General features: G+C 68.5%; 23 protein-coding genes, 2 pseudogenes and 2 riboswitches. Of the genes and pseudogenes, 23 read left to right on the top strand and 2 right to left on the bottom strand.

Annotated features, from left to right (window positions below; genetic code table 11):
- The first annotated feature begins 1,041 nt into the window (after positions 1-1,041).
- The 5 genes from AC2VOR_RS10220 to AC2VOR_RS10240 all read left to right on the top strand — a co-directional run bounded on the left by AC2VOR_RS10220 (position 1,042) and on the right by AC2VOR_RS10240 (position 5,718).
- On the top strand, positions 1,042-1,371 hold the full coding sequence (locus tag AC2VOR_RS10220) for a rolling circle replication-associated protein (RefSeq protein WP_486963738.1): 330 nt from the start codon (positions 1,042-1,044) through the stop codon (positions 1,369-1,371).
- 195 nt (positions 1,372-1,566) lie between these two features.
- Positions 1,567-2,814: an IS256 family transposase gene (locus AC2VOR_RS10225; protein WP_369736437.1), complete on the top strand. Its 1,248-nt coding sequence runs from the start codon at positions 1,567-1,569 to the stop codon at positions 2,812-2,814.
- 56 nt (positions 2,815-2,870) lie between these two features.
- Positions 2,871-3,929, top strand: coding sequence for an ISAs1 family transposase (locus tag AC2VOR_RS10230; RefSeq protein WP_486963739.1), 1,059 nt, complete (start codon positions 2,871-2,873; stop codon positions 3,927-3,929).
- A 75-nt stretch (positions 3,930-4,004) separates the two neighbouring features.
- Positions 4,005-4,946, top strand: coding sequence for a sterol desaturase family protein (locus AC2VOR_RS10235; RefSeq protein WP_369738510.1), 942 nt, complete (start codon positions 4,005-4,007; stop codon positions 4,944-4,946).
- Between the two features lie 97 nt (positions 4,947-5,043).
- Positions 5,044-5,718, top strand: coding sequence for an Rv1815 family serine proteinase (locus tag AC2VOR_RS10240; RefSeq protein WP_369738511.1), 675 nt, complete (start codon positions 5,044-5,046; stop codon positions 5,716-5,718).
- Here AC2VOR_RS10240 and AC2VOR_RS10245 read toward each other — a convergent pair whose 3' ends face one another.
- Positions 5,719-6,171 (bottom strand): nitroreductase/quinone reductase family protein, encoded by a 453-nt coding sequence (locus AC2VOR_RS10245; RefSeq protein ID WP_486963732.1) that lies wholly within the window; start codon positions 6,169-6,171, stop codon positions 5,719-5,721. It abuts the gene before it with no gap.
- A 110-nt stretch (positions 6,172-6,281) separates the two neighbouring features.
- Between AC2VOR_RS10245 and AC2VOR_RS10250 the strand changes: the two genes are divergently transcribed.
- From AC2VOR_RS10250 to AC2VOR_RS10265, 4 genes and pseudogenes are all read left to right on the top strand, one after another.
- Positions 6,282-6,965, top strand: coding sequence for a TetR/AcrR family transcriptional regulator (locus tag AC2VOR_RS10250; RefSeq protein ID WP_369738513.1), 684 nt, complete (start codon positions 6,282-6,284; stop codon positions 6,963-6,965).
- Positions 6,966-7,102: 137 nt separating this feature from the next.
- On the top strand, positions 7,103-7,603 hold the full coding sequence (locus AC2VOR_RS10255) for a VOC family protein (protein ID WP_369738514.1): 501 nt from the start codon (positions 7,103-7,105) through the stop codon (positions 7,601-7,603).
- Between the two features lie 15 nt (positions 7,604-7,618).
- A pseudogene (locus AC2VOR_RS10260) lies at positions 7,619-7,692 on the top strand (hypothetical protein); the annotation flags it as partial.
- Positions 7,693-7,705: 13 nt separating this feature from the next.
- Positions 7,706-9,208, top strand: a complete 1,503-nt coding sequence (locus AC2VOR_RS10265; protein WP_486963733.1) for an FAD-binding protein — start codon at positions 7,706-7,708, stop codon at positions 9,206-9,208.
- Positions 9,209-9,357: 149 nt separating this feature from the next.
- Here AC2VOR_RS10265 and bacA read toward each other — a convergent pair whose 3' ends face one another.
- Positions 9,358-11,277 carry a vitamin B12 ABC transporter pemease/ATP-binding protein BacA gene (gene bacA / locus AC2VOR_RS10270; RefSeq protein ID WP_369738516.1) on the bottom strand — a complete coding sequence of 640 codons (1,920 nt, stop codon included), beginning with the start codon at positions 11,275-11,277 and terminating at the stop codon, positions 9,358-9,360.
- A gap of 47 nt (positions 11,278-11,324) precedes the next feature.
- On the opposite strand from bacA, the gene AC2VOR_RS10275 reads away from it, so the two are divergent.
- The 14 genes and pseudogenes from AC2VOR_RS10275 (at position 11,325) to gcvP (ending at position 26,077) form a co-directional block, all read left to right on the top strand.
- On the top strand, positions 11,325-12,977 hold the full coding sequence (locus AC2VOR_RS10275; protein WP_369738517.1) for an acetolactate synthase: 1,653 nt from the start codon (positions 11,325-11,327) through the stop codon (positions 12,975-12,977).
- A 151-nt stretch (positions 12,978-13,128) separates the two neighbouring features.
- Positions 13,129-13,218, top strand: a pseudogene (locus AC2VOR_RS10280) (hypothetical protein); the annotation flags it as partial.
- Between the two features lie 25 nt (positions 13,219-13,243).
- Positions 13,244-14,098 (top strand): DUF2254 family protein, encoded by an 855-nt coding sequence (locus AC2VOR_RS10285; RefSeq protein WP_369738518.1) that lies wholly within the window; start codon positions 13,244-13,246, stop codon positions 14,096-14,098.
- Between the two features lie 61 nt (positions 14,099-14,159).
- The gene (secA2, locus tag AC2VOR_RS10290; RefSeq protein ID WP_369738519.1) at positions 14,160-16,484 is read left to right on the top strand and encodes an accessory Sec system translocase SecA2; all 2,325 of its coding nucleotides are present in this window, start codon (positions 14,160-14,162) and stop codon (positions 16,482-16,484) included.
- Between the two features lie 61 nt (positions 16,485-16,545).
- Entirely contained in the window at positions 16,546-17,181 is a 636-nt protein-coding gene (locus AC2VOR_RS10295) for a CDP-alcohol phosphatidyltransferase family protein (protein ID WP_369738520.1), read from the top strand.
- Positions 17,168-18,094, top strand: a complete 927-nt coding sequence (locus AC2VOR_RS10300) for a DUF881 domain-containing protein (RefSeq protein ID WP_486963734.1) — start codon at positions 17,168-17,170, stop codon at positions 18,092-18,094. Before AC2VOR_RS10295 ends, AC2VOR_RS10300 begins: the two co-directional genes overlap by 14 nt.
- A 13-nt stretch (positions 18,095-18,107) precedes the next feature.
- The gene (locus AC2VOR_RS10305) at positions 18,108-18,440 is read left to right on the top strand and encodes a small basic family protein (protein WP_369738522.1); all 333 of its coding nucleotides are present in this window, start codon (positions 18,108-18,110) and stop codon (positions 18,438-18,440) included.
- A 118-nt stretch (positions 18,441-18,558) separates the two neighbouring features.
- Positions 18,559-19,401: a DUF881 domain-containing protein gene (locus AC2VOR_RS10310; RefSeq protein ID WP_486963735.1), complete on the top strand. Its 843-nt coding sequence runs from the start codon at positions 18,559-18,561 to the stop codon at positions 19,399-19,401.
- Positions 19,402-19,423: 22 nt separating this feature from the next.
- On the top strand, positions 19,424-19,819 hold the full coding sequence (gene gcvH / locus AC2VOR_RS10315) for a glycine cleavage system protein GcvH (RefSeq protein WP_369738523.1): 396 nt from the start codon (positions 19,424-19,426) through the stop codon (positions 19,817-19,819).
- 320 nt (positions 19,820-20,139) lie between these two features.
- On the top strand, positions 20,140-20,625 hold the full coding sequence (gene garA, locus AC2VOR_RS10320; protein WP_369738524.1) for a glycogen accumulation regulator GarA: 486 nt from the start codon (positions 20,140-20,142) through the stop codon (positions 20,623-20,625).
- The gene (gene ftsR / locus AC2VOR_RS10325; protein WP_369738525.1) at positions 20,625-21,365 is read left to right on the top strand and encodes a transcriptional regulator FtsR; all 741 of its coding nucleotides are present in this window, start codon (positions 20,625-20,627) and stop codon (positions 21,363-21,365) included. Before garA ends, ftsR begins: the two co-directional genes overlap by 1 nt.
- A 91-nt stretch (positions 21,366-21,456) precedes the next feature.
- Positions 21,457-21,951, top strand: a complete 495-nt coding sequence (locus AC2VOR_RS10330; RefSeq protein WP_369738526.1) for a bifunctional nuclease family protein — start codon at positions 21,457-21,459, stop codon at positions 21,949-21,951.
- A 285-nt stretch (positions 21,952-22,236) separates the two neighbouring features.
- A complete protein-coding gene (locus AC2VOR_RS10335) occupies positions 22,237-22,860 on the top strand; it encodes a MerR family transcriptional regulator (RefSeq protein ID WP_369738527.1) in 624 nt (207 codons plus the stop codon).
- A 114-nt stretch (positions 22,861-22,974) separates the two neighbouring features.
- Positions 22,975-23,072, top strand: a riboswitch (glycine riboswitch).
- Positions 23,073-23,191, top strand: a riboswitch (glycine riboswitch).
- Between the two features lie 60 nt (positions 23,192-23,251).
- A complete protein-coding gene (gene gcvP, locus AC2VOR_RS10340; RefSeq protein WP_369738528.1) occupies positions 23,252-26,077 on the top strand; it encodes an aminomethyl-transferring glycine dehydrogenase in 2,826 nt (941 codons plus the stop codon).
- Positions 26,078-26,090 lie beyond the last annotated feature (13 nt).

A 26,090-nucleotide genomic window follows, 5' to 3' on the forward strand; every position in this document is an offset into this window, starting at 1 on the left:
CAGATGGCGGTACAACTCGGTGTCGCGCACACAGCACATCCTGCCGCCCTGCGCCCATCACGCCCAGACCAGACCCACAGAAAACCCGGAAGCGCCCGCTTTTCAGGCGGACGGGATAGCCACTGACCTGCGGTTTATTTGATTCTGTGCGTCGCATGCGCCGCATTGAGCTGCGCTGACGTATTCAGTCTGTCCGACGAACGGACATAAACCGGACACGGTGCTTGCGCTCCCGGCCAGGAGCTTCCGCGCTGCCGCTTGCGTTGTGGGCGGCGCCGGGGCGTCCGGGGAGCAGGCATCCCGATGCCCAGCATCGCATCATCAACTAGCGGCTCGACACTATCGGCGGGCGGCTCGACATCGGCACCCGATGGGCCGCCATTAGGGCCTGGTTCTTCGGGTGGTTCGGTCGATGGGAGGTCGCGAGCGACCGAGGCCGACAGGCCGCAGGGCGGGAGAGCGACAGCGGTCGGCCGGACATCGACGGCGGCACCCGGCCTCAAACCGGTCCCGACCGGCGGGCTTGTTATATGTGCCGAAAATGTCCGCGAGTCGGTTGACGACGGTATCGCAACGGGCGAGCTGCGGGCGATCGACGCATTGGGTTTGCGGTTCCCAAGTCCCGAGAGGGTCACCGCAGCCGCGGCACTGTTCGAGCCGGCGGGACCGTGGGCCCGTGGTCCTGAGCGCCGCGGGGTCGAGCCGGAATCCGGGCGTTTTCGCATTTCTATCGGTCCCGGTGTCGTGCGGCTCGGGTGGACCAATCCTGTTCGGGCCGAAATAGCCTCCGAACGGGCAGTTAGCCATCACCAACGTGACGTTGACGATGCGAAGTTCCATTTCCGAAGTGACCTCGAAGGCGATGTCGGGCACGGCGATCGGGCCGTCGGGTCTTCGACACGACGGAGTCCTACGGGAAGCGACCAGTCTAGTGCTGGCGGTGTCATCACCGAATGGTCTAGGAAATCTCGATCGTCGATGTGCCGCACCTTCGCCGAGCTCGACTACAGCCCATTGCTGGAATCCGATCGGGTCCCAGCAATGGTCACGCTCACGTACCCCGGCGACTGGGAAGTCGTCGCACCGGATGGAGCCAGCGTTAAGCGACACATGGTGTTGTGGCGTAAGCGCTTCCAGCGTGAGTACGGCGAGGCGGCCCGCTACATCTGGAAGTTGGAGTTCCAGCGCCGGGGTGCTCCACACATTCACCTGTGGATGGCGCCACCTACGTCACCCGGACGGTCAGGCCGGGGATTCGCTCAGTGGCTGTCTGAAACGTGGGCGCAGGTTGTCAACCACCCTGACTGCGAGCAGAAGGCGAGGCATCAGCTCGCCGGGACTGCCATTGAGGTGTTTCTGACTTTGCGATAGACATTCGCGTTTGATCAGACAACATCGTCGGGATCCTGTATGGGTTGAGTGTGCCTTTGCTGGCGGCGGTAGTTGCGTCCAGGGGCGTGGTGTATGAGCCGGTAAGTCCGGTGGGCGTGTCGTAGCCCGGTAGAGGGCGGTCATCGCGTGATCCTTCGAAACGACCAGCAAAAGTCAATCGAAGGAGACAACGCGATGACCTCGTCCCACTTTATCGACCCCGAGCAGCTATTGGCTGATCAACTCGCGAAGGCAAGCCCGGATGTGCTGCGCGGTCTGTTGTCGGCGTTCATTGCCGCCTTGATGAGTGCCGAAGCCGATGCCTTGTGCGGGGCCGGCTACCGCGAACGCAGCGACGAGCGGTCCAATCACCGCAACGGCTACCGGCCCCGTGATTTCGACACCCGTGCGGGCACCATCGAGGTGGCCATCCCCAAGTTGCGTCAGGGCAGCTATTTCCCGGATTGGCTGCTCGAGCGGCGCAAGCGCGCCGAGCGTGCCCTGACTAGTGTGGTGGCGACCTGCTATCTGCTGGGGGTGTCCACCCGGCGCATGGAGCGCCTCGTCGAAACCTTGGGCGTGACAAGGCTTTCCAAGTCGCAGGTGTCGATCATGGCCAAAGAGCTCGATGAGGCCGTTGAGGCGTTTCGCACCCGCCCGCTCGATGCCGGCCCGTATACGTTCCTGGCCGCTGATGCCCTGGTGCTCAAGGTGCGCGAGGCGGGCCGCGTCGTCGGCGTGCACACCTTGATCGCCACCGGCGTCAACGCCGAGGGTTACCGGGAGATCCTGGGCATCGAGGTGACCTCCGCCGAGGATGGGGCGGGCTGGCTGGCGTTCTTCCGTGACCTGGTCGCCCGCGGTCTGTCCGGGGTCGCGCTGGTCACCAGCGATGCCCATCCCGGCCTGGTGGCCGCGATCGGCGCCACACTGCCCGGAGCGGCCTGGCAGCGGTGTCGAACGCACTACTCGGCCAATCTGATGTCGGTTACCCCGAAAGCGTCGTGGCCGTGGGTGCGCACCATGCTGCACTCCATCTACGACCAGCCCGACGCTGAATCGGTTGTCGCCCAATACGATCGAGTGCTCGACGCATTGTACGACAAGCTCCCCAACGTCGCCGAGCACCTCGACGGCGCCCGCCCGGATCTGTTGGCGTTCACCGCCTTTCCCAAACAGATCTGGCGCCAGATCTGGTCCAACAATCCCCAGGAACGGCTCAACCGAGAGATCCGGCGTCGGACCGACGTGGTGGGCATCTTCCCCGACCGGGCATCGATCATCCGCCTCGTCGGGGCCGTACTGGCCGAACAACACGACGAATGGATCGAAGGACGGCGCTACCTCGGCCTGGACGTCCTCACCCGTGCCCGCGCAGCCACGACCAGCACCGACCAACCAAGCCCACAGCAAACCGACGACACCCCCGCCCTAACCACCTAGACTGCCCCACGAAGGGTCACGCGATCGGAACGAACTCCTACACCACGCCAGTGGGCATGACCGTCCCGGATCCACGGGATCGACGCGGGGTGCGTTACCCGCTGGGCGGGTTGCTCGCGGTGGCGGTCACAGCTACCTTGGCCGGTTGTTGCTCGTTCGCCGCGATCGGCCAGTGGATCGTCGAGGCCAGTGCTGATGCGCTGGCCTCGTTCGGGTTCGACGGCGCCAGCGCACCGGACGAGTCGACGCTGCGCAAACTGTTCGCCCGCATCGACGCCGATGCGCTGGATCGGGCCCTGGGCGCCTGGATGTGGACGCGAACCTTCGTCGCCGGTCAGCGTCGGGTGATCGCTTGCGACGGCAAGACCGTCCGAGGTGCCCGCAACCGGTCAACTGGTAAGGCGCCGCACCTGTTCGCCGCCTTCGACCACGATGCCGGTGCTGTGCTCGGCCAGCTCGCTATCGACGCGAAAAGCAACGAAATACCAGCTGTGCGAACACTATTGGAATACCTGGATCTTGATGGTGCGGTGGTGACCTGCGATGCGATGCACACCCAGACCGACACCGCCACCCTCATCATCAGCGCTGGCGGCGACTATGTGTTTACGGTCAAGGCGAACATGCCGACCCTGCACACCGCACTCAAGAAGCTGCCCTGGACCGACATACCCGCCACGACCGCGATAACCGTGGATCGCGGCCGGCGGATAACCCGAACGATCAAAGCCACCACCGTGCCGGACTGGATCGATTTCCCCGGCGCCGCCCAGGTCGCTCAGCTGCGTCGGACCGTCACCAACAAGGGCGTCAAGACCGTTGAGGTCGTCTACTTGATCACCTCAGCTAACTACAACGACGCGCCGCCGCAACGACTCGCCACCTGGGTGCAGCGGCATTGGGGCATAGAAAATCGGCTTCACTGGGTCCGTGATGTCACCTTCGACGAGGACCGCTCCCAGGTCCGCACCGGGCGAGCACCACAAGTGATGGCAACCTGCCGCAACGTCGCAGTCAGCCTGCTACGCACAGCCGGGTGGGACAACATCGCCGCCGGACTACGCCACCACGCCAGACACCCAAATCACGCCCTCGAACTGGTCCTGACCTCATGAAACGCGACTATTCCGGGGCCCTGGGCGCCGAGCCGACCGGATCCGCGAATTCGCCGGACGTAATAGTCTGTGTGGGTGAGTTCCGTTTCGGGTTTTCTGTCCGCACTCCCGCCCCCGATGCGAGATCCGGTTTTGTTTGCTATCCCATTCTTTTTGCTGCTGTTGACGCTGGAATGGACCGCGGCCCGCAAGCTGGAACGCATCGCGCCGGACGCCGGCGGGGCGCGGCCGGGCTCCGGGGCCTACCTGAGCCGCGACTCCATGGCGAGCATCTCGATGGGCCTGGTGTCGGTCGCCACGATGGCGAGCTGGAAGACCCTGGCGCTGCTGGGCTATGCCGCGATCTACGGCTATCTGGCGCCCTGGCACCTCCCGTCGACCCGGTGGTACACCTGGGTCGTCGCGATCCTCGGTGTGGACTTGCTGTACTACGCTTACCATCGCGTCGCCCACCGGGTGCGGCTGATCTGGGCCACGCACCAGGCGCACCACTCCAGCGAATATTTCAACTTCGCCACCGCGCTACGCCAGAAATGGAACAACAGCGGCGAAATCCTGATGTGGATTCCTCTGCCGTTGTTGGGGGTTCCGCCGTGGATGGTCTTCTTTTCCTTCTCGGTGAGTCTGATCTACCAGTTCTGGATCCACACCGAGCGGATCGACAAACTGCCGCGCCCGTTCGAGTTCGTCTTCAACACGCCGTCGCATCACCGCGTGCACCACGGCATGGACAAGCTGTACCTGGACAAGAATTACGGCGGCATTCTGATCATCTGGGACCGGGTGTTCGGCAGCTTCCAGCCAGAGTCGTTCCGTCCCCATTACGGGCTAACCAAGCAGGTCGACACGTTCAACATCTGGAAGCTGCAGACGCGCGAATACGTCGCGATCGCCCGGGACTGGCGCGCCGCCGACCGGTTCCGCGACCGGCTCGGTTACGTGTTCGGACCGCCGGGCTGGGCGCCGCACGCAGCCACCCGGTCCGGGGCCGCCGCCCCGATGGTCACGACGCTGTAACGCGGGCGCCGGCCGGCGCGAAGACTCCTGCGTAACGGAAAGTAACGCCGTAGTCTCGATTCGGTCGAGATTCGGCCCCGACGGATCGGAGTCCAAGGTGCGCCGCCCAGCATTGCGCGCATTCGCCGCCCCCATCATCGTCGCGTCCTTCGTGCCCGCGTTGCCGTCCGCTCCGGCCAGCGCGCAGGGCACTCTGGTCTACCCGGGCATGGAGATCGTGCAGGACAACCGGCTGTGCACCCTGGGCTATGTCGACCCGACGATGCGCGTCGCGTACACGGCCGGACATTGCCGCGGCGGGGGAGCCGTCTACGACAAGGCCGGGAACGCGATCGGCCGGATGGCCACCTTCCGGGACAACACGCCCAGCGGAACGACGGTCGCCACCGACCAGATCATCAACGACTACGAGGCGATCGTGCTGGACGACGGCGTCACGCCGAGCACCGTGCTGCCGGGCGGGCGCCCGCTGCAGTCGAATCCGGCCGTCACAGTGCAGGCGGGCCAACCGGTGTGCCACTTCGGAGTGGTCACCGGTGAGACCTGCGGGACCGTCGAGGCCGTCAACAACGGGTGGTTCACCATGTCGCACGGCGTGCAGAGCAAGAAGGGCGATTCGGGCGGACCGGTCTACCTGGCGCCCGACGGCGGGCCCGGGCAGATCGTCGGGATCTTCAACAGCATGTGGGGTGATTTCCCCGCCGCGGTGTCGTGGCGGGCGGCCTCGGACCAGGTCCGCCAGGACCTGGGCGCGACCACCAACCCGCGCTGATCAGCGCGAGGCATCCGGGGCCAGCGCGAAGACGGGGATCGCCGGCGCGGCGGCCCCCAACTGCTCGTCACCGGAGTCCGGCGTCAGGCCGGGGACGAAATCTTTGACCTGCCAATACCACCGGGCCAGGTACCGCCGCACGACGTCGGGCTTGGCCGCGTCGTCCAGCTCTGTGGCGGCGGCGCGCTCCCGGTGCCAACGCGGGCCCACCTCGAGGACGCCCGCCGCACGGACGTTGCGGGCCCACTGCGTTTCCCCGCGGGGTGAGACGAGGTAGTCCACGCCCTCGACGGTCAGCAGGTTGACTACCACCGTGCGCGGCTGTCCGGTCTTGCGGCCCCGCACCCGCACCGCGCGGGTCCCGGCGATGCTGACCCCCATCTCGGCCAGCCAGCGGATCGCGGCGTTGGCGGCCCGGGCGGCCCGGCTCGGCTGTTGATAGTGGGTGGTCACCATGGCGTCCTCTCGACAGATCAGAGAGCAGGGCTCTCGATTTGCGCCACGGTGCCACACCCGTCGCCGAAAAGCAAGAGCGGTGATCTCGGGTGTGCGACACTGGCCCCGTGGGGAAACGCCAGGAGTCGCGGGAACAGATCGAGGCGCAGATCGTCGAACTGGGCCGCCGCCACCTGGTGGACCGCGGCGCGGCGGGCCTGTCGCTGCGTGCGATAGCGCGCGACCTGGGCATGGTGTCCTCGGCGGTGTACCGCTACGTGGCCAGCCGTGACGAGTTGCTGACCTTGCTGCTGGTCGACGCCTATTCCGACCTGGCCGACACCGTTGACCGCGCCCGTGAAACCGGCGGCGAACTGTGGAGCGACGACGTCGTCGCCATCGCGCGGGCCGTGCGGGGCTGGGCGATCGTCCACCCGTCCCGCTGGGCCCTGTTGTACGGCAGTCCCGTTCCCGGCTATCACGCCCCCGCCGAGCGCACCGTCGCGGTCGGGACCCGGGTTGTCGGGGCGTTCCTCGACGCCGTGTCCGCCGGGATCGCCACGGGAGACATCCGGTTAACCAATGACGTTGTGGCACAGCCGCTGTCGTCGGACTTCCAGCGGCTCCGCGAGGAATTCGGCTTTCCCGGTGACGACCGCGTGATTACCAAATGCTTTTTGCTGTGGGCGGGGGTGCTGGGCGCCATCAGCCTGGAGGTGTTCGGCCAGTACGGCTCCGACACGCTGACCGAGCCCGAGACGGTTTTCGACGCCCAGCTTCAGTTGCTGGTCGAGGTGCTGGGCCGGACCTGACCGACCCGGCGCTCGCGCTCGCCCGCGGCCGAATTAGAACGTGTTCATCGCGCGCCGGCGGAAGCGGCCCGGCCGGTCGCGGCAAATCGTCCGGCGCCCTTCCTGGCGATCGGCGCGCTGGGCTATCCTGCGAGGCGATGCCCCCCTCCGTTCACGCGCCCACGCAGATCGCCTGGGTCACTCCGGACCTCGACGCCACCGAAACGGCTCTCACCGGCCTGTTAGGGGTCAGGAAATGGGTTCGCATCCCCGGCGTGCACTTTGCTCCAGACAGCTGCAGCTACCTCGGCGCGCCGGCCGATTTCGTCGCCGACATCTCCCTGAGCTACCTCGGCGACATGCAACTGGAGTTGATCTCACCGGTCCGCGGCCAGAATATCTATAGTGACTTTCTACGTGACTCCGGACCGGGACTGCACCACATCTGCACGGAGGCCGACAGCCCCGAGCATTTCGATGCGGAGCTGGCCCGGGCCGCTGACCGCGGCGCCGTCGTCGTGCAACAGGGCGTGATGCCCGGCGGCATCCGATTCGCCTACCTGTCGGCACCGCAGGCAGGCGCGCCATTTCTGGAGATCGCCTACGTCTCGCCCGAGATGCGGGCGTTTTACGACTACATCAAACGGGAGCAGCGGTGAGCCGCGCCAGCGACGATGCAGAGCGCAGCGATGAGGAGGAGTGGCGCAACTGCGCCGCGCCAGCGACGATGCAGAGCGCAGCGATGAGGAGGAGTGGCGCAAATGAGTACCGAGACACCAGCAACGGTCAGCGCGGACGCGGTGGAATCCTGGTCCGACGACGTCGACGTGGTCGTGATCGGGTTCGGCATCGGAGGCGGGTGTGCGGCGGTCAGCGCGGCGGCCGCCGGCGCACGGGTGCTGGTGCTGGAGCGCGCCGCCGCGGCGGGCGGCACGACTTCCCTTGCCGGAGGGCACTTTTACCTCGGCGGGGGAACAGCGGTGCAGCTGGCCACCGGCCACCCCGATTCGCCCGAGGAGATGTACAAGTACCTGGTCGCCGTCTCGCGCGAGCCGGAGCTGGACAAGATCCGCGCCTACTGCGACGGCAGCGTCGAACACTTCGACTGGCTCGAGGACCTGGGCTTCCAGTTCGAGCGCAGCTTCTATCCCGGCAAAGTCGTCGTCCCGCCGGGCACCGAGGGCCTGAGCTACACCGGCAACGAAAAGGTATGGCCCTTCTGCGAACAGGCCCAGCCGGCGCCCCGCGGGCATTCGGTGCCGGTGCCCGGGGAGTTGGGCGGTGCGGCCATGGTCGTGGACCTGCTGGTCAAACGCGCCGACGCGTTGGGCGTGCACGTCCAGTACGAGTCCGGGGCCACCAACCTCGTCGTCGACGACGACGGGGCGGTGGTCGGCGTCGCCTGGAAGCGTTTCACCGAGACCGGAGCCGTCAAGGCCAAGGCCGTCGTCATCGCGGCGGGAGGCTTCGCGATGAACCCGGACATGGTCGCCGAGCACACGCCCGCGCTGGGCCAGCCGCGCCGCACCAAACACCACGGCCTGGTGGCGCCCTACATCCTGGGCAACCCCAACGACGATGGACTGGGCATCCGGCTGGGCGTCTCGGCGGGCGGGGCCACCAGATACATGGACGAGTTGTTCATCACCGCGGCGGCCTACCCGCCGGAGGTCTTGCTGACCGGCTTGATCGTCAACAAGGAGGGCAAGCGTTTCGCCGCCGAGGACTCCTACCACTCGCGCACCTCGGCGTTCGTGCTGGAGCAGCCGGAACAGACCGCCTACCTGGTCGTCGACGAAGCGCACACCGAGATGCCCGAGATGCCGCTGATCAAATTCCTCGACGGCTACGAGACGATCGCCGAGCTGGAGACCGCGCTGGGCATCCCCGCCGGCAATTTCGCGGCCACCCTGGACCGCTACAACAAGTTCGCGGCCGTGGGCGAGGACCCTGACTTTCACAAGCAGCCGGAATACGTTGCGGCACAGGACAACGGGCCGTGGGCGGTGTTCGATCTGTCGCTGGGGCGGGCGATGTACTCGGGATTCACCATGGGCGGCCTGGCCGTGACCGTCGACGGGGAGGTGCGCCGCGACGACGGCACGGTGATTCCGGGGCTGTACGCGGTCGGGGCGTGCGCGTCCAACATCGCTCAGGACGGCAAAGGGTATGCCAGCGGGACGCAGCTGGGTGAGGGCTCGTTCTTCGGGCGCCGCGCCGGAGCGCACGCGGCCCGCGGGGCCGGGGGCGCGCAGACGCGTTAGGACCCCCGCGCCGGAGCGCACGCGGCCCGCGGGGCCGGGGGCGCGCAGGCGCGTTAGGACCGCCCCCGCCGAGCGTGTAATTCTGCAGCGGAAGTGCGAGCAGGGGCCTGCAGATTTACACCCTCGAGGGCCACCCGGCCGACAGCCGGCTAGACCGGCGCGGGCTCCTTCTCCACTGGGCCCAGACGCCATTCCCCGCCACCGAGCAGGTGTAATTGCTGTTCGTGGTGCTGCTCGACGGCTGGCCGGTGACTGACGCTGACCAGCACGCAGTCGGGCAACTCGGCGCGCACCAGCTGGTACAACGCGAATTCCAGGCCCTCGTCCAGCGCGGAGGTCGCCTCGTCGAGGAAGACCGCCTCGGGTTTGGTCAGCAGGATGCGGGCAAAGGCGACACGCTGCTGTTCGCCGGGGGAGAGGACTTTCGCCCAGTCCTGCTCTTCGTCGAGCCGGGCGATCAGCGGCGTCAGCGAGACCTTGCTCAACACGTCGCGCAATTGGTCGTCGGAGACGTCGTCGGGCGAGTTGGGATAGCAGACGACGCTGCGCAGGTCGCCCAGCGGCACGTAGGGCAACTGGGACAAGAACATCGTCGCGTTGTCGCCCTCGGGACGGCACAGCGTCCCCGACGCGTACGGCCACAGCTCGGCCAGACTGCGCAGCAGCGTGGTCTTGCCGGACCCGGAGCGCCCGGTGATCACCAGCGAGTCGCCCCGGTCCAGTTGCACGTCGAGCGGGTCGATCAGCTGGTCCCCGTCCGGCGTGCGCACCTCCAGTCCGCGCAGTTCGACCGCCGCCTCCTCGCTGTCCTTGACCAGGATCGTCGGCAGGGCCCGGCCCCGCGTGTTGGCGTCGACCAGGCCGTGCAACCGCATGATCGCGGCCCGGAAGGCCGCGAACGCGTCATAGTTGTTGCGGAAGAACGACAGCGAGTCCTGGATGTTGCCGAAGGCCGTCGCGCTCTGTCCGACGTCACCGAAATCGATGCGGCCGGCGAACAGCCGCGGCGCCTGAATCACCCAGGGCAACGGAACGATCAACTGCGACACCGAGAAGTTCCAGCCGTTGAAAATGATGGTGCGGCGCACGAACCGGCGGTAGTTGTCGATGATCGGGGTGAAGCGCCGCCACAGTTGCGCGCGCTCGACTCGCTCGCCGCGGTAGAAGCCCACCGCCTCGGCGGCGTCCCGCAACCGCACCAGTCCGTAACGGAATGCGGCGTTGAGCTTCTCGTTGTTGAAGCTCAGCCAGATCAGGGGGTGCCCCAGCCACACGGCGACGACCGTGGCGACCAGCACGTAGACGAGCACGACCCAAAACATCGCGCGGGGAATGGTCACGCCCAGGACGTTGAGGTTCCCGGACAGGTTCCACAGGATCGCGGCGAACGAGAGCACCGAGGCCACCGCGTTGACGGCCCCGAACAGCAACGTGCTGCCGGTCCCGTTGGACGGGATGTCCGGCGTGCCCCCGGCGTTGGCGGTGAAGATGTCGATGTCCTGCTGGATGCGCTGGTCGGGGTTGTCGATGGTGTTGTCGATGAACAGGTCCCGGTAGTAGGCGCGCCCGGCGAGCCAGTCGTCGGTGAGGTGGCCGGTCAGCCACACCCGCCAGGCGATGATGAAGCGCTGCGTCAGGTAGATGTCCGTCATGATGCGGACGACGTACAGCGACGCCAGCAGGCTGAAGATCACCAGGGACATCCAGAAGCCGTGGATGCCGGACTGTCTGACCTTTTCGTTGCCGGCCGCCAGGCCCTGCACCGCGATCTGCACGGACGTGTAGAGGTCGTTGCCCTGGTAGCTGAGCAGCACCATGATCCGCACGGACAGGATCACCGACAGCAACAGCACGCCGAGCATCGCCCATACAGGAATGCTGCGCGCGCCGACGAAGTAGCCGCGGGTGATCCGCCAGAACTGCCGTCCCCAGGGCGTGAAGTACCTGAACGCGACCAGCACGACCAGCACGCAGACGGCGCTGATGACCCAGGCCAGCGCGACCCACCGCAGCGACTCCACGGGTGCCGTCGACCAATTGATCGACGGCTTAAACGTTTTCGCACCCAAGGTCGAAGTCTCCTTTGTACCCGGAAGGCGGCGGATAGGCTGCGGTGATGAGCACCGACGCCGTCTCCACCCAGCCCATGCATGCCGGCCGGCTCGTCGCGCGGCGACTCAAGGCCAGCGGTGTCGACACCATCTTCACGCTATCCGGCGGCCACCTGTTCTCCATCTACGACGGCTGCCACGACGAGGGTATCCGGCTGATCGACACCCGCCACGAGCAGACGGCGACCTTCGCCGCCGAGGGCTGGTCCAAGGTCACCAGGGTGCCGGGCGTGGCGGCGCTGACCGCCGGGCCGGGCGTCACCAACGGGATGAGCGCGATGGCGGCGGCGCAGCAGAACCAGTCGCCCCTGGTCGTGCTCGGCGGCCGCGCCCCGGCGGGGCGCTGGGGGATGGGTTCGCTGCAGGAGATCGACCACGTGCCGTTCGTGGCGCCGCTGGCGCGGTTCGCGGCCACCGCACAGTCCGCCGACGCCGCGGGCCGGCTCGTCGACGAGGCGCTGCGGGCCGCGGTGGCCCCGCCGTCGGGCGTGGCCTTCGTCGATTTCCCGATGGACCACGTCTTCTCGATGTCCGACGACGACGACAGGCCCGGGGTCCTGGCCGAACCGGCGCCGGGAGCCCAGCCGGATTCCCAGGCTCTGGAGCATGCGGTCGGCCTGCTGTCCGCCGCGCAGCGGCCGGTGATCATGGCGGGCACCAACGTGTGGTGGGGCCACGCGGAGGCGGCGCTGCTGCGGCTCGCCGAGGAGCGGCAGATTCCGGTGCTGATGAACGGGATGGCCCGCGGGGTGGTGCCCGCCGATCACCCGATGGCGTTCTCGCGGGCGCGGGGGAAAGCGCTGAGCGAGGCCGACGTGGCCCTGGTAGTCGGGGTGCCGATGGATTTTCGCCTCGGTTTCGGCGGGGTGTTCGGCCCGCAGACCCAGCTCGTCGTCGCCGATCGCGCCGAACCGGGGCGCGACCACCCGCGTCCCGTCGCGGCCGCGCTCTACGGCGACCTCACCTCGATCCTGTCGGCCCTGACCGAGGGGACCGTGGCGGACGGCACCGGCCGCCGGGACTGGACCGCGGAGCTGCGCGCGACCGAGACCGCCGCGCGCGCCGGAGAGCGGGCCGACCTGGGCGAGGACAGGATCCCGCTGCACCCGATGCGGGTGTACGCCGAGCTGGCCCCGATGCTGGACCGCGACGCCATCGTCATCATCGACGCGGGCGATTTCGGCTCCTATGCCGGCCGGGTGATCGACAGCTATCTGCCCGGCTGCTGGCTGGACAGCGGCCCGTTCGGCTGCCTGGGTTCGGGCCCGGGTTACGCCCTGGCCGCCAAGCTGGCCCATCCGGACCGTCAGGTCGTGCTGCTGCAGGGCGACGGCGCGTTCGGCTTCAGCGGCATGGAATGGGACACCCTGGTCCGCCACAACGTGCCGGTCGTGTCGGTGATCGGCAACAACGGGATCTGGGCCCTGGAAAAGCACCCGATGGAGGCGCTCTACGGCTACTCGGTGGTGGCCGAGCTGCGCCCGGGCACGCGGTACGACGAGGTGGTGCGCGCCCTAGGCGGCCATGGTGAGCTGGTGTCCGCGCCCGCCGAGCTGCGGCCCGCGCTGGAGCGCGCCTTCACCTGCGGCATGCCCGCCGTCGTCAACGTGCTCACCGACCCCGCCGTCGCCTATCCGCGCCGGTCCAACCTGGCCTGACACCGCGCCGCATGGTTCCCCGCCTCGGGACCGGGTAGGCGCAGTGCATGCCGATGGTGCCGAGGCACCGGATCCCGAGCGGGCCGGTCTTGATGTGCTGGGTGGTGCCGACGGTCCGCGTAGCCGTGGCGATCGCGCCGGCCATCGGCTGGTGTTCTCGCTGGCCTTCGTCGCGGTGCAGCTGTCCAGCGGCCAGTACTCGCCCCGGGTGGCGCAGATGTACATGCGGGACCGCACCATCCAGGTCACCTTCGGGATCTTTCGTCGTGACGTTCCTCTACGCGCTGGTCGTGGAGCAGGGGTTGAAACCCGGCGCGCCGGTGCCGCGCCTCGCGGTCAGCGCGGCAACGGTGTTCGTGTTTGCCAGCGCCGTGTTGTTCATGATCTATGTCGGCCGCGTGGCGTACATGATGCGGGCCTCGACGATCATCGGCGAGATCGGCGACCTGGCCGGTGCGGTGCTGGAGGGACGCTACCCGAGCGACACAGCGCCGCCCGACACCATCGGAGAGCTGCCGGAGGCGCACCGCGTCATCGCGGCGCGGGAGCGGGGGATGCTGGTCACGATCGCGGAGTCGGCTGTCGCGACGCAGGCGGCCCGGGCGGTCTGCATCGTGGCGCTGAAGATTCGGGTCGGGGATTTCGTGCCGCTGGGGGCGCCGTTGTTCATGGTGCACGGCACGCCCGACGACCTCGACCGCCTCGTCGACGGGACGTGCAAGCACCTGGAGTTCGGCACCGAGCGCACCCTGCAACAGGATGTGGCGTTCGGGTTCCGGCAGTTGATCGACATGATCGAGAAGGCGCTGTCGCCGGCGGTGAACGATCCGACCACGGCGTGCCAGGCCCTGGACACGCTGCACGACCTGCTGCGCCGGCTGGCCACCCGCCCGCCCGTGTCGGAGGCGGTGTGCGGGCCCGGCGGCGAGTTGCGGCTGGTGATGCCGCGCTACCAGTTCGCCGACCTGCTCGAGGTCACCGTTGGCGAAGCACTGCGGTACGGGTCCGATGCCGCGCAGGTGCCCGAACCGATCGAGCGCATGCTCGCCGACCTGGCGGAGGCGGCGCACCCGGAGCATCGCGACGCCGTCCGTCGCGCGCAACAGGAAGCCGACGCGTAGACCGGACCGGCCGCCGCCCCACCTACACGGGCCCACCGCAAAGCCCGCGTACCGTTGTGCTGTGCCCAAGACCAGCCGCGCCCAGTCCGGCCGCGTGACCAGCCGATTCTGGCGTTTACTCGGCGCCAGCACAGAAAAAGACCGCAACCGTTCCATGGCGGCGGTCACCTCCTCGTCCGAGTACGACGAGGAGGCCGCCGGTCTCACCGACGAGCAGCTGCGCAAGGCCGCCGGACTGCTCAAGCTCGACGAGCTCGCGGAGTCCGACGACATCGCCCAGTTCCTCGCGATCGCCCGGGAGGCGGCCGAGCGCGCGACCGGGCTCCGCCCGTTCGACGTGCAGTTGCTGGGGGCGCTGCGCATGCTTGCCGGCGACGTGATCGAGATGGCCACCGGTGAGGGCAAGACCCTGGCCGGCGCGATCGCGGCGGCCGGATACGCGCTGGCCGGCCGGCACGTGCACGTGGTGACCATCAACGACTACCTGGCCCGCCGCGACGCGGAGTGGATGGGAGCCCTGCTGAAGGCCATGGGCCTGACCGTCGGCTGGATCACCGCGGAGTCGACGCGGGAGGACCGCCGGGCCGCCTACGACTGCGACGTCACCTACGCCTCGGTCAACGAGATCGGCTTCGACGTGCTGCGCGACCAGCTGGTGACCGACGTCGCCGACCTGGTCTCGCCCAACCCCGACGTCGCCCTGATCGACGAGGCCGACTCCGTGCTGGTCGACGAGGCGCTGGTGCCGCTCGTGCTGGCCGGCACCACCCACCGGGAGACGCCGCGCCTCGAGATCATCAAGCTCGTCGGCGAACTCGTCGCGGGCACCGACTACGACACAGACGCCGACAGCCGCAACGTCCATCTGACCGAAGCCGGCGCGCGCAAGGTCGAGAAGGCGCTCGGCGGCATCGACCTGTACTCCGAGGAACACGTCGGCACGACGCTGACCGAGGTCAACGTCGCCCTGCACGCACACGTGCTGTTGCAGCGCGACGTCCACTACATCGTCCGCGACGACGCGGTGCACCTGATCAACTCTTCCCGCGGGCGCATCGCCCAGCTGCAGCGCTGGCCCGACGGCCTGCAGGCCGCCGTGGAGGCCAAGGAGGGCATCGAGACCACCGAGACGGGCGAGGTGCTCGACACCATCACGGTGCAGGCGCTGATCAACCGCTACGCGACCGTGTGCGGGATGACGGGGACCGCGCTGGCCGCCGGTGAGCAGCTGCGCCAGTTCTACAAGCTGGGTGTGTCGCCGATCCCGCCCAACAAGCCCAACATCCGCGAGGACGAGCCCGACCGCGTCTACATCACCGCCGCCGCCAAGAACGACGCGATCGTCGCGCACGTCGCCGAGGTGCACGCCACCGGCCAGCCGGTGCTGGTCGGGACCCGCGACGTGGCCGAGTCCGAGGAGCTGCACGAGCGCCTGCTGCGCCGCGACATCCCGGCGGTGGTGCTCAACGCGAAGAACGACGCCGAGGAAGCGCAGGTGATCGCCGAGGCGGGCAAATACGGTGTGGTCACGGTGTCCACCCAGATGGCCGGACGCGGCACCGACATCCGGCTCGGCGGGTCCGACGAGGCCGATCATGACAAGGTCGCCGAGCTGGGCGGGCTGCACGTGGTGGGGACCGGCCGCCACCACACCGAGCGGCTGGACAACCAGTTGCGCGGTCGGGCAGGGCGCCAGGGAGACCCGGGGTCGACGGTGTTCTTCTCCAGCTGGGAGGACGACGTCGTGGCGGCCAACCTGGACCACAACAAGCTGCCCACCCAGACCGACGAGGACGGCCGGATCGTCAGCGCCAAGGCGGCCGGGCTGCTCGATCACGCCCAGCGTGTCGCCGAGGGCCGCATGCTGGACGTGCACGCCAACACCTGGCGCTACAACCAGCTGATCGCCCAGCAGCGCGCCATCATCGTCGATCGGCGAAACACGTTGCTGCGCACGACCACCGCGCGCGAGGAGCTCGCCGAGCTGGCCCCCAAGCGATACGAGGAGCTGTCGGAGAAGATCTCCGAGGAACGGCTCGAGACGATCTGCCGGCAGATCATGCTGTATCACCTCGACCGGGGCTGGGCGGATCACCTGGCCTACCTGGCCGACATCCGCGAGAGCATCCACCTGCGCGCGCTGGGCCGGCAGAACCCGCTGGACGAGTTCCACCGGTTGGCCGTCGACGCGTTCGCGTCGCTGGCCGCGGACGCCATCGAGGCGGCCCAGCAGACCTTCGAGACCGCGAACGTCCTGGAGGAGGAGCCGGGGCTGGATTTGTCCAAGCTCGCGCGGCCGACCTCGACGTGGACCTACATGGTCAACGACAACCCGCTCTCCGACGACACGCTGTCGACGCTGAGCCTGCCGGGGGTTTTCCGCTGACGGCGTTCGCTGCCCGATCCGTCGTGCGAACCGCACCATCACGAGGCTAAGGTCACGGCTCATGGAGCCACTGCCTCCGCCCGACCGGGTGCTGACAGTGCCGAACGCCCTGAGCGCCCTGCGGCTCGCGCTCATCCCGGTGTTCGTCTACGTCCTGCTGGTCGCGCACGCCAACGCCCTCGCGGTGGCGATCCTGATGTTCAGCGGCGCCTCGGACTGGGCCGACGGCAAGATCGCGCGGCTGCTCGACCAGTCCTCCCGGCTGGGCGTGCTACTCGACCCGGCGGTGGACCGCCTCTACATGGTCAGCGTGCCGATCGTGTTGGCCCTGAGCGGCATCATGCCCTGGTGGTTCGTGCTCGTGCTGCTGGCACGCGACGGGCTGCTGGCCGCGACGTTGCCGTGGCTGCGAAGCCGGGGGCTATCGGCGCTGCCGGTGACCTACGTCGGCAAAGCCGCGACGTTCGCCTTGATGGCTGGCTTTCCGCTGGTTCTGCTGGGAACCTGGGACGCGTTATGGAGCCGGGTGGTGTGGGCCTGCGGGTGGGCGTTCCTCGTGTGGGGTATGTACATGTACCTGTGGGCGTTCGTCCTGTACGCGGTCCAGGTGGTCCTGGTCGTGCGGCGGATGCCCAGGCTCGCACCCCACCTGCAGCAACCGGCCACACAGGAGTCGGGTGATCATGGCCGAGACTGACCGCATGCTCGGGGGCTACGACCCCAACGCCGGCCACAGCGCCCATGCGGCCGCACGGCCGCCACACATCCCGGTGCCCTCCCTGCTGCGCGCCCTGCTGTCGGAGCACCTGGACCCCGGTTACGCCGCGGCGGCCGCCAAACGCAGCCGCTTGACCACGCCACCCACCCCGCGCCGGCGCGCCCTGGACCGGATCTGGCAGGCCCTCGCGGCGCTGTTGATCGCGATGGTGTTCGCGCTCGCGGTGACGCAGGCCCGCTCGGTGGCGCCCGGCGTCCGCAGCGAGCAGCAGCTGCTGGTCCGGAGCGTGCGTTCGGCGGAAGCCACCGCCGGCGACCTGGCGCAGCGCCGCGGGGCCCTGTCGACGCGGGTCGACGACGTGCAGCGCCGGGCGCTGGCCGACAACGCGGCGGGCCAGCGGCTGCTGAGCCGATTGGACGCGCTCAGCCTGGCCGCGGCCAGCACACCGGTGATCGGGCCGGGCCTGAAGGTGACCGTGACCGACCCCGGCGTCAGCCCGAACCTTTCCGACGTGTCCAAACAGCGGGTCAGCGGCAGCACCCAGATCATCTTGGACCGCGACCTGCAGCTGGTCGTGAATTCGTTGTGGGAGAGCGGCGCCGAGGCCGTCTCGGTCGGCGGCGTGCGGATCGGGCCGAACGCGACGATCCGGCAGGCGGGCGGGGCGATTCTCGTCGACAACAATCCCACCAGCAGCCCCTACACCATCCTGGCGGTCGGGCCGCCGCACGCGATGCGCGACGTGTTCGACCGCAGTCCCGGCTTGCAACGCCTCAGGCTGCTCGAGGTCTCCTACGGCGTCGACGTCACCGTCCACGTCGCCGACGGCCTCTCGCTGCCCGCCGGATCGATCCGGGATGTCAAGTTCGCCAAGCAGATTGGGTCACAGTGAGCAGAGTTCGCGCATGATCGGTATCGCGGCGCTCGCCGTCGGCATCGTGCTGGGCCTGGTCTTCCACCCCGCGGTGCCCGAGGTGATCCAGCCCTATCTTCCGATCGCGGTGGTCGCCGCCCTGGACGCGGTGTTCGGCGGGATGCGGGCCTACCTAGAACGGATCTTCGACTCGAAGGTGTTCGTGGTGTCGTTCGTCTTCAACGTGTTCGTGGCCGCGCTGATCGTCTATGTGGGCGACCAACTCGGCGTCGGCACCCAGTTGTCCACGGCGATCATCGTCGTGCTGGGCATCCGCATCTTCGGCAACGCCGCGGCGCTGCGCCGCCGATTGTTCGGTGCCTGACCCCGCCGGCGACGATGCAGAGCGAAGCGATGAGGAGGAGCGGCGGATCAACCCCGCCGGCGACGATGCAGAGCGAAGCGATGAGGAGGAGCGGCGCAGTGATGGAGACGGGACCGGGATGAACCAAGACCCGCCCGAACGCGCCCCCGACGAACCCCCCGGCACCCCCGACGAGCGGCGTGGGGGCCGCCACGAACTACCGGCCCACCGCCCGCGGCCCGCGATCGGCGCGGTGCACCGCAGAGGGTGGTCCGGATTCTTGCGGGGCGGCCGCACCCGGATGGCCTTCGGGACTCTGGCCATCTTGTTGTGTCTGCTCCTGGGGATTGGCATCGTCACACAGGTCCGGCAGACCAAGACGGGCGATTCCCTGGACACCGCGAGGCCCGCGGACCTGCTCGTGCTGCTGGACTCGCTGCGCCAGCGCGAAGCCACCCTCAACACCGAGGTGAGCGAGCTGCAGAGCACGCTGAACTCGTTGCAGGCCGCCGGCAACACCGATCAAGCGGCCATCCAGAGCGCGCAGGCCAGGCTGGCGGCGCTGTCGATCCTGGCCGGCGCCGTGGGGGCCACGGGGCCGGGCGTCACCGTCACGATCGAGGACCCCGGGCCCGGGGTGTCGCCGGAGGCGATGCTCGACGTCGTCAACGAGCTGCGTGCCGCCGGCGCCGAGGCGATCGAGGTCAACGACGCCCGCCAGTCCGTGCGGGTGGGTGTGGACACCTGGATGGCGGGTATTCCTGGCTCGCTGGTCGTCGACAACAAGACCCTGTCGCCACCGTATTCGGTTCTGGCGATTGGGGATCCGCCGACGCTGGCCGCGGCGATGAACATTCCGGGCGGCGCAGAGGACAGCATCAAGCGCGTCGGCGCGCGGATGTCGGTGCAGCAGGCCGAGAAGGTGGATGTGGCCACCTTGCGGCAACCAAAACCGCACCAATACGCTCAGCCCGTCAAGTGAACCCGATCAGAACAGGATTACCGTGAGCGATATCCCGCCCGATCTGCACTACACCGCCGAACACGAGTGGGTCCGCCGCAGCGGGGACACCGCGCGGATCGGGATCACCGACTTCGCGCAGTCGGCGTTGGGCGATGTCGTCTTCGTTCAGTTGCCGGAGGTGGGTGCCGAACTGACCGCGGGGGAGTCCTTCGGCGAAGTGGAGTCGACGAAATCGGTGTCGGACCTCTATGCGCCCGTCTCGGGCAAAGTGTCCGCGGTCAACGGCGACCTGGACGGCAGCCCCCAGCTGGTCAACTCCGACCCCTACGGCGCCGGATGGCTGGTGGACGTTCAGGTCTCGGACGTCGCCGAGTTGGAGTCGGCCATCTCGGGATTGCTCGACGCCGAGGCGTACCGCGGCACGCTGACCGAATGACGGTTGCTAATGTGCCTGCCAGCCGTGCGCCGCGCCCGTGCGCGCGGCGCGGCAAGCTCGATCGTGGAGGTGTCGCTCCCGCTCGCGGGGGTACGTCTCCACATGGGCCCGCGCAGTTCCCCCGTGCTGGGGAACCGCCACCCAAGTGGTCGGGCTTCCGATGCCGAGGTGGTGGGCACATTGCCGAGCGGTGCGCGGTACGGTCGACACATCAAGGCGAGCAGGCAGTGACAAGCAATACCGGGCGAAGCGAAACAAGTGGGCGACCGGCCTGAGCGGCTCGGTTAGACAACGCCACAGCGGCCAGTGAGGAGCAGCGCGTGACGGACATGGACTCCGACATGGGGAAAGACCAGAGTTCTGACGAAGTCACTGTGGAGACGACGTCCGTCTTCCGGGCCGACTTCCTCAACGAGCTGGACGCCCCCGCACAAACGGGCGGCGAAAGCGCGGTGTCAGGAGTGGAGGGCCTTCCGGCGGGCTCGGCGTTGCTGGTCGTCAAGCGGGGACCGAACGCCGGATCCCGCTTCCTGCTCGACCAGCCCATCACGTCGGCAGGCCGGCACCCCGACAGCGACATCTTCCTCGACGACGTCACCGTCAGCCGCCGCCACGCCGAATTCCGGCTGGAGAACAACGAATTCCACGTCGTCGACGTCGGCAGCCTCAACGGGACCTACGTCAACCGCGAGCCGGTCGATTCGGCGGTGCTGGCGAACGGCGACGAGGTGCAGATCGGCAAATTCCGTCTGGTGTTCCTGACGGGACCCAAGCAAGGTGAGGGCGGGGGAGGTTCCGGAGGCTAGTGAGCGCACCCGATAGCCCGGCTCTGGCCGGGATGTCGATCGGGGCGGTACTGGACCTGCTGAGGCCGGACTTCCCCGATGTCACGATCTCCAAGATCCGGTTCTTGGAGGCCGAGGGGTTGTTGACGCCGCAGCGCTCCGCGTCGGGATATCGCCGGTTCACCGCGTACGACTGCGCGCGGTTGCGCTTCATCCTGACCGCCCAGCGCGACCACTACTTACCGCTGAAGGTGATCAGGGCGCAGCTGGACGCCCAGCCAGACGGGGAACTGCCGGCAGTCGGGTCGCCCTACGGCGTCCCGCGGCTGGTGTCGGTGACCGACGACGGGGAGGTCGCCGAATCCGACACGGCCGCAGTGGCTCCCACCCGCGTCCGGCTCAGCCGCGAAGACCTCGTGGCGCGCTCGGGCGTCGACGACGACCTCTTGACGGCGCTCCTCAAAGCCGGCGTGGTCACCACCGGCCCGGGCGGTTTCTTCGACGAACACACAGTGGTGATTCTGCAGTGCGCGAACGCGCTGTCCGAATACGGCGTCGAGCCGCGGCATTTGCGGGCCTTCCGCTCCGCGGCCGACCGGCAGTCCGACCTGATCGCCCAGATCGCCGGCCCGGTGGTCAAGGCCGGAAAGGCCGGCGCCCGCGACCGCGCCGACGATCTCGCGCGCGAGGTCGCGGCGCTCGCAATTACGTTGCACACATCGTTGATCAAGTCCGCCGTTCGCGACGTTCTGCGCCCCTGAGGACTAGACTTCAAGCGAAACTTGGTGTTCGACCGCGACGTCGCGCCGAGTATGGGTCGTAGACGGCGGCAGGTGCGGAGGTCAGACACAAATGGGCGAAGTTCGTGTTGTCGGCATTCGCGTCGAGCAACCGCAAAACCAGCCGGTGCTGTTGCTTCGCGAGGCCAACGGCGACCGGTATCTGCCGATCTGGATCGGCCAGTCCGAGGCCGCGGCGATCGCGCTCGAGCAGCAAGGCGTGGAGCCGCCCCGCCCGTTGACGCACGATCTCATCAGGGATGTAATTGCGGCGCTTGGACATTCGCTGAAAGAAGTTCGGATCGTCGACCTGCAGGAAGGCACTTTCTACGCCGACCTGGTGTTCGATCGCAACATCACCGTGTCGGCACGGCCGTCGGACTCGGTGGCGATAGCGCTGCGGGTCGGCGTTCCGATCTACGTCGAGGAAGCCGTGCTCGACCAGGCGGGGCTGCTCATCCCCGACGAGAGCGACGAGGACTCCAACACCGGCGTCCGTGAGGACGAGGTGGAGAAGTTCAAGGAATTCCTCGACAGCGTGTCGCCCGACGACTTCAAGGCCACCTAGCCCGGACGGCGGGCCGCCCCGTCACCGCAGGTCGCGATCACCCCGGGGACGGCCCGCGTGGCCGGCTGCTCTGGACGGGGACGTCACGGATGTGTCTCAACTCGCCGCGATCTCGACACGCCTGGCGGATAGCGCACCCACTCCCCGTTGCGGCGGCCATACTTTGAGGACCAGACAAGGCGCGGCGGCTACCGAACAGCGTAAGCTCTCTAGCACTCGGGCCTGAGCAAGCGTGGCTGCCGGGGCAGCCAGTGAGAACGAGCGCGACCGGCGAGAGGAAGCACCTTGAGCGACCAGCCACGTCAAGAGCAGCTGGATCTAGCCGACCACGCGGACCCCGCAGGCAAAGGCGATCAGGTGCCGCACGAACCCGTGCAGCCCGGGCTGTTCCCCGACGATTCCGTGCCCGACGCGCTCGTGGGCTATCGCGGGCCGAGCGCCTGCCAGATCGCCGGCATCACGTATCGCCAGCTGGACTACTGGGCGCGCACGTCGCTGGTGGTTCCCTCGATCCGCGGCGCCGCCGGCTCGGGCAGTCAGCGCCTCTACTCGTTCAAGGACATCCTGGTTCTCAAGATCGTCAAGCGGCTGCTCGACACCGGCATCTCGCTGCACAACATCCGGGTCGCGGTCGACCATCTGCGTCAACGCGGGGTCGAGGACCTTGCCAACATCACCCTGTTCTCCGATGGCACCACCGTCTACGAATGCACCTCGGCCGAAGAGGTCGTCGACCTGTTGCAGGGCGGCCAGGGCGTGTTCGGCATCGCGGTATCCGGTGCGATGCGAGAGCTGACCGGCGTCATCGCCGACTTCCCCGGCGAGCGCGCCGACGGCGGCGAATCCATTGCGGCCCCCGAGGACGAGTTGGCGTCCCGGCGCAAGCACCGCGACCGCAAGATCGGCTAGCCGCCCCCTTTCCCCGCGCGAAGGTGCGCGATTGCACACGCCCCACGGCGTGTCGGCGTACAGACACGCGCGCTCGCGGCGAAGCGGAACCGTTGAGTAAGCTGGACGACGCATCGCACTCGAGCGGGAGAGCTCCGTGACCGCCAGTCACGGGCGCCGAAGGAGCAAGACCTCTCCACCAACCTCTCAGGCACCCGGACCGCGCGAGTTTACGATGCCTCTGGAAAGCGGTGCGGCCGTGTCGGTCCGCACCCGCCGATGGGGAAAGGCGCCCTGAGCAGTAGCGGCGCCGAATCTCTCAGGCGCCTGGCGAACGGGCAGAGACAGAGGGAGAGGGCCGCACACCTCTGCCTCTGCTGCCGATGCAGGCCGTCCAGTCAGGAGTTCGCCCGTGCCAGACCACTCGCCTTTCGCAACCCGTCACATCGGCCCCGACAGCCAGGCCGTCGCGGCCATGCTCGCGGTCATCGGCGTCGACTCGCTCGACGAACTGGCCGCCAAGGCCGTGCCGGGCCGCATCCTCGACAAGCTCACCGACGGCGGCGCCGCTCCCGGTCTCGACGCGCTGCCCCCGGCCGCCACCGAGACCGAGGCGCTGGCCGAGCTCCGCGCGCTGGCCGAGGCGAACACCGTGGCCGTGTCGATGATCGGGCAGGGCTACTACGACACGCTCACCCCACCGGTGTTGGTGCGCAACATCATGGAGAACCCGGCCTGGTACACCGCCTACACCCCGTACCAACCCGAGATCAGTCAGGGCCGCCTGGAGGCGCTGCTGAACTTCCAGACGATGGTGGCCGATCTGACCGGGCTCGAGATCGCGAACGCGTCGATGCTCGACGAGGGGACCGCGGCCGCCGAGGCGATGACGCTGATGCACCGCGCCACCCGGGGCACGTCGCACCGGCTGGCCGTCGACGTCGACGTCTTCACCCAGACCGCCGCGGTGCTGGCCACGCGGGCCCGACCGCTGGGAATCGAGATCGTCACCGCCGACCTGCGCGAGGGGCTGCCGGACGGCGAGTTCTTCGGGGTGGTCGCGCAGCTGCCCGGCGCCAGCGGCCGGGTCACGGACTGGGCCGGCCTGGTGGCGCAGGCGCACGACCGCGGGGCGCTGGTCGCCATCGGCGCCGACCTCCTGGCGTGCACGCTGATCACCCCGCCCGGCGAGATCGGCGCCGACGTTGCGTTCGGCAGCAGCCAGAGGTTCGGTGTCCCAATGGGATTCGGGGGCCCGCATGCCGGATACCTGTCGGTGCATGCCCAGCATGCGCGTCAACTGCCGGGCCGGCTGGTCGGGGTGTCCGTCGACGACGACGGCAACCCGGCGTACCGGCTGGCGCTGCAGACGCGCGAGCAGCACATCCGCCGCGACAAGGCGACGAGCAACATCTGCACCGCGCAGGTGCTGCTCGCGGTGATGGCCGCCATGTACGCCGCCTACCACGGCGCCGAGGGGCTGACCGCAATCGCCCGCCGGGTGCACGGTCACGCCGAGGCGATCGGCGCCGGACTCGGCGACGCCGTGGTGCACGACACGTACTTCGACACCGTCCTGGCCCGGGTGCCGGCGCGCGCCGACGCCGTCGTCGCCGCGGCGAAGGTCAAGGGCATCAACGTGTGGCGCGTCGACGCCGACCATGTGTCGGTCGCGTGCGACGAAGCCACCACGGCCGACCACGTGGCGGCGGTGCTGGAGGCGTTCGGGGTGCCGCCCGCCGAACCGGTGTGCGTCGACATCGCAACCCGCACTTCGGAGTTCCTGACCCATCCGGCGTTCGCGCAGTACCGCACCGAGACCGCGATGATGCGTTACCTGCGCACCCTCGCGGACAAGGACATCGCCCTGGACCGCAGCATGATCCCGCTCGGCTCGTGCACGATGAAGCTCAACGCGGCCGCCGAGATGGAGCCGATCACCTGGCCGGAGTTCGCGCGCCAGCATCCGTTCGCCCCGGCATCCGACACGCGCGGGCTGCGTCACCTGATCGCCGATCTGGAGCGCTGGCTGGTGCAGATCACCGGGTACGACGCGGTGTCGCTGCAACCCAACGCCGGCTCGCAGGGCGAATACGCGGGCCTGTTGGCGATCCGCGACTACCACGCCAGCCGGGGCGAGCCGCACCGCGACGTCTGCCTGATCCCGTCCAGCGCGCACGGCACCAACGCCGCGTCGGCGGCGCTGGCCGGCATGCGGGTGGTCGTGGTGGCCTGCCGCGATAACGGAGACGTCGACCTCGACGACCTGCGTGCCAAGGTCGCCGAGCACGCCGACCGGTTGGCCGCGCTGATGATCACCTACCCGTCCACGCACGGGGTGTTCGAGCACGACGTCGCCGACATCTGCGCGGTCGTACACGACGCCGGCGGCCAGGTCTACATTGACGGCGCGAACCTCAACGCGCTCGTCGGGCTGGCCCGGCCCGGCAGGTTCGGCGGCGACGTGAGCCACCTGAACCTGCACAAGACGTTTTGCATCCCGCACGGGGGCGGCGGCCCGGGCGTCGGGCCGGTGGCGGCGCGGTCGCACCTCGCGCCGTTCCTGCCGGGGCACCCGTTCGCCCCCGAACTGCCCGGCGGCCACCCGGTGGCGTCGGCGCCGTACGGCTCGGCCTCGATCCTGCCGATCACCTGGGCCTACATCAGGATGATGGGCGCGCAGGGGCTGCGCACGGCCTCCCTGGTCGCGATCGCCTCGGCCAACTACATCGCCCGGCGTCTCGACGAGTACTTCCCGGTGCTCTACACCGGCGAGAACGGCATGGTCGCCCACGAGTGCATCCTCGATCTGCGCGCGATCACCAAGGCGACCGGCGTGACCGTCGACGACGTCGCGAAACGCCTGGCCGACTACGGTTTCCACGCGCCCACGATGAGCTTTCCGGTGGCCGGCACGCTCATGGTCGAGCCTACCGAGAGCGAGACCCTGACCGAAGTCGACGCGTTCTGCGAAGCCATGATCGCCATCCGCGGCGAGATCGACCGCGTCGGTTCGGGGGAGTGGACCGTCGACGACAATCCGCTGCGGGGCGCACCGCACACCGCCGAGTGTCTGCTGGTCGCCGACTGGGACCACCCGTACACCCGCGAGGAGGCGGCCTACCCGCTCGGCAAGGGCTTCCGGACCAAGGTGTGGCCACCGGTGCGGCGCATCAACGGCGCCTACGGCGACCGCAACCTGGTCTGCTCGTGTCCCCCGGTGGAGGAGTTCGCGTAGTCCGGCGGCGAGC

It is taken from the genome of Mycobacterium sp. TH-M103, from assembly GCF_057473785.1.